The organism is Microvirga yunnanensis (assembly GCF_025460875.1).
Map to the genome: position 1 here is coordinate 18,701 of NZ_JAMXFI010000102.1, position 9,975 is coordinate 28,675.

Sequence of the window (9,975 nt, forward strand, 5' to 3'; positions counted from 1 at the left end):
TGTCATGTCACGGAGCCATGTCTCGGAACTCAATTGCGTTATCAGGCTCCATGCATTCGCTCCCGACAATGGAGTGGGAAGGAGCGACAGCTCCTGGGGTAAGGGGCTGACGCAAGCCGAAATTCCGCAATCATAGGGTGAGCTGACCTATCTCAGGCCATGCTGAACGCCTCAGTTTGACCTAGAGCATCGGACGTGACCCAGAGGGCCGCGTCAGCGACCTGAAGGGCCACGCCAGTGAAAAGTGGACCCACTTTCGGGATCGATTCCGATGCTCAATCCCTTGAGCGGCGCACCGCTCGGGACCCTGTCTTGGTCGCCCGGCCGAGCCACCACCCCGTCATCACCGGGCTTGTCCCGGTGATCCCGATGCGAGAGGCGCCGCGCTCTTCCGATCGGGATGGCCGGCACAAGGCCGGCCATGACGTGCGGAGGGTGTTCGCACCGCCTCACACCTCCTTTCACGTCATCACTGGGCTGGTCCCGGTGATCCCGATTGTCCGATGCTCCACTCTTGGCTGGCGCACCGTTCGACGCGAAAAACCGCGTCCACTTTTTCGGACGGTGCGCTCGAGCAGACCCATGGGGCGAACGTCCGGTGGTTCGAGGCGTTGCGATGCCAAGGACAGAAAGCCGATCAGGCCAGCTCCGACAATCAGCAATGATGATCGGTCACATTGCGTCGCTGAATTGGTTCTCAGACGGCTTGGCTGGTAAGGTACGCCTGAGCCCAATCCGCTTCCGGAGCCTGCCATGCCTCGCTTTCCATACGAGACTGTCGACGTCTTCACCGACCGTCCCTTTGGCGGAAATCCGCTGGCTGTCTTCACCGATGCGCAGGGGCTGTCCGACGCACAGATGCAGGCGCTCGCGGCGGAGATGAACTACAGCGAGACCACGTTCGTCCTGCCAGCCGACGATCCGGCACAGGATGCCCGTGTGCGCATCTTCCATCGCACGGCCGAGATGCCCTTTGCTGGCCATCCCAATGTCGGCACGGCTTTTGTGCTGGCGCGCCATGGCCGCGACCGTGACGGCGTGCTCCGGTTCGAGCAGAAGGCTGGCCTCGTGGAAATCGCCGTGGAGCGCGATGCGGCCGGAGCGGTGACAGGAGCGGTGATCGCGGCGCCGCAGGCCCTGTCCCTCGGCCTGGAGTTGCCGATCGACGGGATCGCCGCCTGCGCGGGGCTTTCCGTCGCGGATATCGTTACAGCAGCCCACAAGCCGGTGCAGGCCTCCGTCGGCGTCACATTTGTGCTGACGCAGGTCGGGCCGGAAGCTCTTGCCCGAGCGATGCCTGATCTCGCCGCTTTCCGCAAGCTCGTGCGGCTGCATGGCGAACTGGCCGGACGCTTGTCGCTGTTCCTCTATGCGCGTGATGGCAACATGATCCGAGCACGGATGTTCGCGCCGCTCGCCGGTACCTGGGAGGACCCGGCGACGGGCAGCGCCAGCGCCACGCTCGGCGCTCTGCTGCTCTCGCTCGATGGCGGCGACACGGCCGCCTTCACCATGACACAGGGCGTCGAGATGGGACGGCCGAGCTTGCTCAGGGTGACGTCGTGGCGCGCCGAGGATGGCTGTCACTCGCGGGTCGGCGGCAGTTGCATCCCGGTGTTCCGGGGCGAAGCGCTGCTTTAGAAGCGAGAATGCGCCAAGAGCGTCTTTCCGTGACATAGAGCGTCTTTCCGGGACATAAAGAGGAACCCGGGAAGAGCCGCTCCTGGCACGGGGCTGATCTTGGCGGCACTTCCGCACCGCTGGGAGGAGTGGACCTTCATTCAGGTCCGCCGCCCTACCGAGCTTGACCCATTGCGGAGTCCGAGGCACTTCTTCCCCGGAACGGCTTTTCATGGCACTGGCACTCACCGCCTGCACCCATCATGCCCATATCTGCCGCTCCCGTTCCCCACAGAGGACGATTGTCATGCAAGCCTTGGATCCACTCGACCACATCGCTATCAACGATGTCCTCTGCCGATTCTTCCTCGCCTTCGATGAGCGCGATTGGGCGGCCATGGAGACCTGCTTGGCGCACGAGGTGTTCATCGACTACGCCTCCTCGGGCCGCGAGCCGCCCGGCACCATGAGTGGCGCCGAGTTTGTGCAGCGCCGACGCGATGCGGTTGACACCCTTGCCAAGCATCACAGCTTCTCCAACCTGCTGCTGTCGCGCGAGCCGGAGGGCGTGCGGGGACGCTGCAATTACCTGATCCTGAGGTTCGACCGCGAGTTCAAGGAGGAGGGTGAGGACTTCTACCATTCATGCGGAGCCTACGAGTTCCAATTCGGCAAGGCCGAAGGGGCATGGAAGATCACTCGCATCGCACAACGGGCTCTGCGGAGCTGGGGAAACCGGCGACTGCATGGCGGCACGCGCAAGGTCGATGGGTAACACGCGAAGGCCTGACCGCTCACGTCGCAAGGTCCGACCACATGTTCCAGGAGGACGGCGGCTCACCGTGCCGTCATATCGATAAGCGAGCGGCTCCAGTCGGCAATGAACCGTCTGCGCCTTTCGTCGTCCTGAACCGCGAGCAGCGCCGGGCCGATCGCGATCGGACGGGCGATGCCTGCGCGCACGATCGATGCTGCGCCCTCGACCCCGGCAGGAGCCTCTCCCGCAAACCCAAAGAAGAAGGCCTCTTGTTGTGCCAGTGTCTGGCCCCGCCCTGACAGGAGGTAATTTATGAAACGGGTCCCCGCGGCGGCCTTGCCTGCGCCAGCAGGGATCATGGCTCCCCGGCTGAGCACAAGGGTATAATCTGAGGGCATGACCAGTCCGAGCCTGGCGCCGGCACGGACACGGGCGTAGGCATAGGACGCCAGCATGTTGTAGCCGATGAGAATGCGGCCTGCCTCGATCTCATCGAGGATTTCGCCCGTGCAGCAGCGTACGACCGTGTGGGCGCGTCCCAGGCTTTCGAGAAGCCGGCCATAGGTGGTGGTCGTCTGCTGCGAGTCGTTGAAGGCCAGCAGATAGCCGATTCCCGACTGACGAATGTCATAGGTCCCGACCCGGCCCTGGTAAGTCTCGGGCTTCAACCGCAGAAGGTCGGCGATCTCGAGATGTGTTTTCGGGACATCTTCGGCCGGGACCCTGTCCCGATTGTAGACGAACACCACCGGCTCGAAGGTAAAGCCGAACACCTCGTCGCGCCAATTGGCCCAGCGCGGGATCGTCTGGGTTTCCGGCGAACGGACGCTGCCTGCGCAGCCGTCGTTGGCGAGCTTCACCAGTTGGTCGACGCCCGAGGACAGCAGCACGTCGCCCAAGGCCCGGCCGTCCTGACAGGCCTTGAACGCTGCGGCGAAGAGATCGTTCGTGACGTATTCCACGAACTCGATCCGGGTGTTGGGGTTCAGGATCTGGAAGTCGCGGATCAGCGGCTCCATGGCCGGACGGTCGGTCGCCGCGTGGATCGACAAGACCTCCTGCTCGCCTTGCAAGGCCGGGAATGTCGGGGTGGGAATACCTTGAGCAAGGCCGGCCAGAGGTTGGACCACCGTCCAGAACAGACAAAGGATCAATAGGATAGGTCGACGCGGCCATCTCTTCTGGCGGTTCATGACTTGGGTCCAGTCCTGCTCGGCAGGCTCATGATGACGGTAAAGCCGTTCCTGTCGGCATGGCGGAACGTCAGGCATCCGCCATGTGCAGCCAGCACGTCCGCGGCAATCGACAGCCCGAGCCCGGATCCCCCCGGCGAAGGCGCGCCGAACCTCTTTGTCACCTGCGGCCACAGCTCCGGTGGGATGCCGGGGCCATCATCCTCCACCTCGATGTTCACGGTCTGGGATTCCTGGCGCACGCGAAGCGTGAGCTGCGTCGGGGCGCCGTGGCGAACCGAATTGTCAACCACGTTCTTCACGGCTTCCTTGAGACTGATGGCATCTCCTTCAATCGTCACCGGAACCGGAGGCAATTCCAGGGAGGTCAGGACGTCGCGGTCGAGCGTTTCCGGCACTGCCTCCCGGATGGCACGCCGGACGACCTCGACCACGTCGACCGTCTCCAACGGTACGGCTCCCGCACGATGGTTGACCATGGCATGGCTGAGCAACTGGCCTGCAAGCCGGGACAACTGGTCGACACGCTCCTGCACACGTGCGAGGTGTTGCAATCCCTGAGGCTCCATCGGCTGACGCGACAGAAGCTGAAGCTGCGCCTTCAGGGCCGTCAGGGGAGTGCGGATCTGGTGCGCGGCGTCGGCGATGAACTGCTGCATGAGATCCATCCGGTCCTTCAGCCGCGTGATGAATTCGTTCGTGGCGGACACGAATGGGCGCAGCTCACGGGGCGTGCTGACGGTGATCAGCGTTACGTCATGGGGATCCCGGTCCCGAAGCGCTGCTCCCACGCGCCCGATGGGTCTGAGAGCGTACCGGATCGCAAAGACCGCACCGCCGAGGGCCAGGACGCTCATGACGATGATGAGCGCGACCGCACGCAAGGTCAGCTCCCGGGCCAGAGCCGTTCGCGCCTCTGTGGTCTGGGCCACGACCACATCAACCCGTCCCTGAACGGAAGGGTCGGAGAAGAAGCGGCCGACCTTCGTCACGCGGACATCAACCCCCTTGAACCGTCCGTCCTGGGCTTCGGGAACGGCCATCGCGGGGGCATCGCTCTCCGGCGTCGCAAGATCGGGGTAGCCGGTCAACGTACCGCCGCCAGGATCGACGATCTTGTAGAAAATCCGGTCACGCTCCGAATTCGCCAGCAACTCGAAGGCCGATACCGGCAGTTCGACGGTCAGCGTTCCGCCCTGTACGGTGAGTGCTTCCGCCATCTGGTAGGCGGCCCCCACCAACAAACGGTCATAGGCGTCGTTTGCGGCCGCACGGGCGTAGTACCAGGCTGCCGTTGTCAGGGCGGCGGCCCCCGCCATCAACACCAGCGAGATGAGGACGATCAGGCGGGTGAACAGGGACGGTTCACGACGGGCCATGAGGAACCATCTGATAGCCGAAGCCCCGGACCGTCACGATCTCGGCGCGTGCGCCATGGAGCTTCTTGCGCAGGCGGCCGATGTACAGCTCGACGGCATTGAAGGACGGGGCTTCCTCGTCGAAGCCGAAGACCTGGTCCAGCAGATCCTCCTTGCTGAAGACCCGGCCGGGGCGGGAGGCCAGGATCTCGAGCAGGGTCACCTCACGGCGGGTCAGATGCACCTCGCGCTGGCCGACCCGCACGGCGCGGGCCGACCTGTCGATGCAGATGTCACCGCATTCCAGCAGGTCCGTGGCTTCGCCATGCCGGCGGCGCAGCAGCGCTCGGGCCCTGGCTTCCAGTTCACGAAAGTCGAAAGGCTTCACCAGGTAGTCGTCGGCACCGATGTCGAGAGCGCTGACGCGGTCCTCGACCTCGGACCGGGCAGTGAGCATCAGGACCGGGGTCGTACTTCCCGTCGCTCGAAGGCGGTGCAGGATCGAGAATCCGCTCTGGCCCGGCAGCATCACGTCCAGGATGATCAGATCGTATATTGTATCGTCGAGCGTGACTGCGGCTGCTTCCCCGTCGGTTTCCCAATCCACCACGTGACCGATCCGGGCGAAGTGCTCGACAATCGCCTCCCCGACGTCGCGGGTATCCTCAACCAGAAAGATGCGCATGCCTTCCGTCACCTCGGATGACAGGTGAATGACAGGTTCCGACCCTACGGTACCCAAGAAGCTCGGGCCACACCGAACGTAAGAACAATATTGTAACGGGACGAAACGATGAGGATGCGCCTCCTCCCGGCACTCGCATGCGACCCGACCGATGCTCGGACGGGCGTCGCGGCACCTGCCCGTGCGCACCAGATCCGTTACCCGGGTCCGAAAGCCGCGCGGTTCGAGCCGTTCCCAACAGCATGCACCTGCAACGCAACACGATTTTAGCTCCTCCATGGCGGAGAGAGTTCATAGGGGAGACAGGAAATGTCCTTGGATCGTCGCAGTTTCAACAAAGCCCTCTTGGCCGCCGCCTCGGCCAGCCTTCTGCCTGCCTTGCCGGCATGGGCGCAGCAGCTCACGAGCGTCAAGATCGTCGCTCCCGCGGGCCCGGGAGGAGGATACGATCAGCTCGCCCGCGCGGTACAGGAAGTCCTGATGAGCGAAAAGCTCGCCACGAGCGTCCAAGTCCAGAACGTGCCGGGCGCTGGCGGCACGATCGGTCTGGCCCAGGTCATCAACTCCAAGGAGCGGGACCCATCGCTGATGGTCGCGGGCTTCGGTCTCGTGGGCGCACCGGTGATCAACAAGTCCCCGGTCACCTTGGAGCAGGTAACTCCTATCGCCCGCCTTCAGGGCGAGTATCAGCCACTGTTCGTTGCTGCTGAATCGCCCATCAAGAGCGTCACGGACCTGGTCAACAAGTTCAAGCAGGACCCGGGCTCGGTCACCTGGGGCGGCTTCGCGCATGGCTCTCCCGACCACGTCCTGTGCGGCCTGGTCGTGAAGGCCTCCGGTGGTGACGTCAAGAAGATGAACTATATTCCGGTCGGGACCGGTGGCGAGATGCTGCCGCTGGTGATGAACGGCAAGATCACCGTTGCAACCGGTGGCCTCAACGAGGTCGCTGGTCAGTTCAAGGCCGGCAAGCTCAGGCCGATCGGCATCTCGTCGCCGGAACGTCTGCCCGGCATCGACATCCCGACCTTCCGGGAGCAGGGCGTTGACGCGACGCTGGTCAACTGGCGCGGTCTGATGGCTTCCCCCCATGTCAGTGCCGAGGACAAGCAAGCGCTTGAAGCAGCCGTTGCCAAGCTGGTGCAGAGCCCGTCCTGGAAGAAGCTGCTTCAGGAACGGGAATGGGTTGATCTTTACATGCCCTCCGCACCCTTCGGCGCCTTCATCAAGGAAGAGCAGGCCCGTATCACGGCAATCCTCAAGGAGCTCGGTCTCGGTTAGGAATCGGGTCCACAGCTAACTCATCTGCATTGGCTAAGGCAGGCCGTTTTCGACAGCCGGCCGGATCGATGGTTTCCGATCCCCGAAGGATGCCGGCTCGGGGTGTGGCGGCCCTCACGGGCCGTCGTCCTCGGCATGGGGTTCCATGGGCTCACGACCGACGCCGACGGTATGGGGCCCTTTCGTTGGATACCGGTCATGTGCAGGTTGATTGGCAGGTCTCGGGAGAGCAGGGGGACGGGCTCCTGATCATCGACGGGTGCGAGCTGGGAGGCCCCTCCCTGCCAGCCCAGCCGAGCCCGGGTTTCGGCTCGCGCCTGTTGCGGCAGGCCATCACGCACGAGCTCGGGGGCGAGCTCGCGGCGCGGTTCGAGCCGGAAGGTGTGTGCTGTACCATGACGATCCCGATTGAATCGGCGGGCAGGCGGAGACAGGCTGGAGGTGCGAGCGCCTGAAGCGGACAGCTCTCACCCATGAGACGGCACTCTGCCTGATCGCGTCGCGGCCATACCGGGGCGAAGGACATCGTTCGGGCCTTAACATAAGTCATCGACCCGTCGACAAGCTGCGCTATGATCAAGGGGCAGGCACCCGCAAGGGGCAGGCACCCGAATGCATAACAGGCACGGGATCTTCGAGGAGGACCGACGGTGGCGATGGCGTGGCCGAGGTTGTCCCTGCGCGCGCGGCTCTTCATCCTAACGGCGCTGGCCCTCCTGCCCGCGCTGGCCATCCTGCTCTACAACGAAGTCTCTCTGCGCCGCAGCCGCGAGGCCGAGGTGCAGGCGCTCGCCCTGCGCTTCGGTCAGCTTGCCGCGCTCGAAATGCAGGGCGTCATCGAGGGCATCCATGGGCTGCTGCTGGCGGTTGCCCGTGCCCCGGCGGTACGCTCCTTCGATCCCGCGCTGTGCCGAGCCTACCTGGACGACGTACAGGCGGAGTCCCCGCACCTGACCACAATCACCGTCATCGATCTCCAAGGCACCGTCAGGTGCCGAACCGAAGGCATAGGCCAGAGCCGGCCGCTCGACGACCGGCCCTACTTCAAGCAGGCGCTCGCCACGGGCGGTTTCGTCGTCGGCGAGTACACGCTCAGCCGCATCTCGGGTCGCCGGGGGCTGCCGCTCGCCCTACCGGTCCGGAACGGAGACGGCAAGACATTGGGCGTCGTCGCGGCGGGCCTCGACCTGGACTGGCTCGGCGCGCGGCTGCGGCAGCGGGACTTCGCCCGCGGCAGTGCGCTCACCATCGCCGACCGCAATGGCGTCATCATCGCCCGCGAGCCGTTGCCCGAACGGTTCATCGGCACGCACATTCCCGAGCCGTTCCAGAGGCTGGTGCAGGCGTCCGCCCCCGGCACCGAGGAGGTGCTGAGCCAGGACGGCACCCGGCGGGTCATCGGCTACATTCCGCCTGCGGCGACGCCGACCGGACTCTACATCAGTGCTGGCCTCTCGGTCGACGAGGCATTCCGGGCCATCGATCAATCGGCCCGACGCGGCATCGCCCTCACCATCGCCGGGGCCGTGGCCGCTCTTGGCGCAGCCTGGTTGTTCGGGCGCCGCTTCGTCACGAAGCCGGTGGTCCGGCTGGTGAGAACGATCCAAGCCTGGCGCGCAGGCGACCGGGAGGCTCGCAGCGGCATGGCCGCCGATGCCGGTGAGATCGAGTCGGTCGGGGCCGCCGTCGATGGACTGATGGACGAGGTCGCCGCCCGGCAGGCGGAGCGCGACCGGGCCGAAGAGCATCAGCGACTGCTGCTCCACGAGTTGAACCATCGCGTGAAGAACACGCTGGCCACCGTACAGTTCATTGCGTCCCAGACCCTGCGCACGGCCGGCGTCCCGGAGCAGGTCCGGCATGTCTTCGACAGTCGGCTGGCGGCTCTCGCCCGTGCCCACGACCTGCTGACCCGTGAGAACTGGGAGGGCGCGGATCTCGGCACGGTCATTGCCCAGGCGGTCGAACCGTTCAGCAACCCGGCGGAGGATCGCGTGCATGGGGAGGGACCGGATGTCCGTGTCTCGGCCCAGACGGCGCTGGCGCTCGCCATGGCGTTCCAGGAATTGGCCACCAACGCGGTGAAGTACGGTGCCTTGTCGAACGAGGCCGGGTCGGTCTCGATCACATGGGCTTCCGAAAGGCGGTCAGGAGGCGGCGACAGGATCTCGATCCGCTGGGAGGAACGTGGGGGACCACTCGTCCATCCACCGTCGCGCCGCGGGTTCGGCTCGCGGCTGCTCGAGCGTGCCCTGGCCCAGGACCTCGACGGCAAGGTCGAGATCGCCTTCGTCTCCACCGGCGTCATCTGCACCGTCGAAGCCTTGGCGGCCTAGCGCATCGGACGGACCCAGCGGGCCGCGTCAGCGGCCCTTCGGGTCACTAGCGTGGCCCGCCGGGTCCGCCTCATCCGATGCGCCAATCAAGAGAGGAAGCCTCGGATGAAGCCCAAAAGTGGTGTCCACTTTTGGGTCCGAGGCTCTAGCGCATCGTGCGGCCCTCCGGGTCCGCCCCGAACGATGCGCCGCTTAAGGAAAGGAGCATCGGACCCGAAAGTGGAATGCACTTTCGAGATTGGATCCGATGCTCAAGCCTTTGAGCGGCGCACCATTGAGGGCGAAAATCCGGGTCCACTTTTTCGCACGGTGCGCTGGTGAGGGCTGATTGAGATTCAGGGATCAAACCAAGTCGGGCGACGCAGTTTGCTTTTCTGCGTCGCCCGACTTGCTTAACGGTCCAACAGGATGTTCGGAAAACGAAATGTTTGACTCAGATTCAGCCCATTCTCCTGAGGGCGCGACGCTAAAAGTCTGACGCTACTTTCAGAGAAGACTGACTCTTGAGGATCCGTTTAACAGTAAAGTTCGACTCAAAGGGCGTTTCACCTGTCTTAAGGGCGAATGTCTCTTCTCCTGTGGGAAGCGGACTTCCCGTAGATCGGCTCTTGGCTCACTTTTGTTAAGGCTTGTTGGATGCCTGCCGCGGCGGAACGGAACCGCGGCACGAGCGGCAGGCGTTCGACAAGCCTCAAAGGAGGAAACCGCGGAGCACCGTGCTGACGCTGCGGATGTTATGGGGATT

At 64.4% G+C, this 9,975-nt stretch carries 8 protein-coding genes; 5 read left to right on the top strand and 3 right to left on the bottom strand.

The features are described from left to right. The first annotated feature begins 753 nt into the window (after nt 1–753). Both NF876_RS32725 and NF876_RS32730 read left to right on the top strand, forming a co-directional pair. Complete coding sequence (locus NF876_RS32725) at nt 754–1,641, top strand: PhzF family phenazine biosynthesis protein (RefSeq protein ID WP_262272320.1); 888 nt, start codon at nt 754–756, stop codon at nt 1,639–1,641. A 286-nt stretch (nt 1,642–1,927) separates the two neighbouring features. Then, nucleotides 1,928–2,395: a nuclear transport factor 2 family protein gene (locus NF876_RS32730; protein ID WP_262272321.1), complete on the top strand. Its 468-nt coding sequence runs from the start codon at nt 1,928–1,930 to the stop codon at nt 2,393–2,395. Between the two features lie 62 nt (nt 2,396–2,457). On the opposite strand, the gene NF876_RS32735 is transcribed toward NF876_RS32730, so the two are convergent. From NF876_RS32735 to NF876_RS32745, 3 genes are all read right to left on the bottom strand, one after another. Then, nucleotides 2,458–3,429 (bottom strand): ABC transporter substrate-binding protein, encoded by a 972-nt coding sequence (locus tag NF876_RS32735; RefSeq protein WP_262272322.1) that lies wholly within the window; start codon nt 3,427–3,429, stop codon nt 2,458–2,460. A 137-nt stretch (nt 3,430–3,566) separates the two neighbouring features. Continuing rightward, nucleotides 3,567–4,949 (bottom strand): sensor histidine kinase, encoded by a 1,383-nt coding sequence (locus NF876_RS32740; RefSeq protein WP_262272323.1) that lies wholly within the window; start codon nt 4,947–4,949, stop codon nt 3,567–3,569. Further along, nucleotides 4,936–5,613: a response regulator transcription factor gene (locus NF876_RS32745; protein WP_262272324.1), complete on the bottom strand. Its 678-nt coding sequence runs from the start codon at nt 5,611–5,613 to the stop codon at nt 4,936–4,938. The genes NF876_RS32740 and NF876_RS32745 overlap by 14 nt, the downstream gene beginning before the upstream one ends. Nucleotides 5,614–5,922: 309 nt before the next feature. Here NF876_RS32745 and NF876_RS32750 point away from each other — a divergent pair, with 309 nt between their 5' ends. From NF876_RS32750 to NF876_RS32760, 3 genes are all read left to right on the top strand, one after another. Next, complete coding sequence (locus NF876_RS32750) at nt 5,923–6,894, top strand: Bug family tripartite tricarboxylate transporter substrate binding protein (protein WP_262272325.1); 972 nt, start codon at nt 5,923–5,925, stop codon at nt 6,892–6,894. A 200-nt stretch (nt 6,895–7,094) separates the two neighbouring features. Further along, nucleotides 7,095–7,349 carry a hypothetical protein gene (locus tag NF876_RS32755; protein WP_262272326.1) on the top strand — a complete coding sequence of 85 codons (255 nt, stop codon included), beginning with the start codon at nt 7,095–7,097 and terminating at the stop codon, nt 7,347–7,349. Between the two features lie 201 nt (nt 7,350–7,550). Next, nucleotides 7,551–9,230 (top strand): sensor histidine kinase, encoded by a 1,680-nt coding sequence (locus NF876_RS32760; protein ID WP_262272331.1) that lies wholly within the window; start codon nt 7,551–7,553, stop codon nt 9,228–9,230. Nucleotides 9,231–9,975 lie beyond the last annotated feature (745 nt).

Coding starts and splice junctions, on each gene's coding strand:
- NF876_RS32725 (WP_262272320.1), top strand. CDS start 754: ATGCCTCGCTTTCCATACGAGACTGTCGACGTCTTCACCGACCGTCCC.
- NF876_RS32730 (WP_262272321.1), top strand. CDS start 1,928: ATGCAAGCCTTGGATCCACTCGACCACATCGCTATCAACGATGTCCTC.
- NF876_RS32740 (WP_262272323.1), bottom strand. CDS start 4,949: ATGGCCCGTCGTGAACCGTCCCTGTTCACCCGCCTGATCGTCCTCATC.
- NF876_RS32745 (WP_262272324.1), bottom strand. CDS start 5,613: ATGCGCATCTTTCTGGTTGAGGATACCCGCGACGTCGGGGAGGCGATT.
- NF876_RS32750 (WP_262272325.1), top strand. CDS start 5,923: ATGTCCTTGGATCGTCGCAGTTTCAACAAAGCCCTCTTGGCCGCCGCC.
- NF876_RS32760 (WP_262272331.1), top strand. CDS start 7,551: ATGGCGTGGCCGAGGTTGTCCCTGCGCGCGCGGCTCTTCATCCTAACG.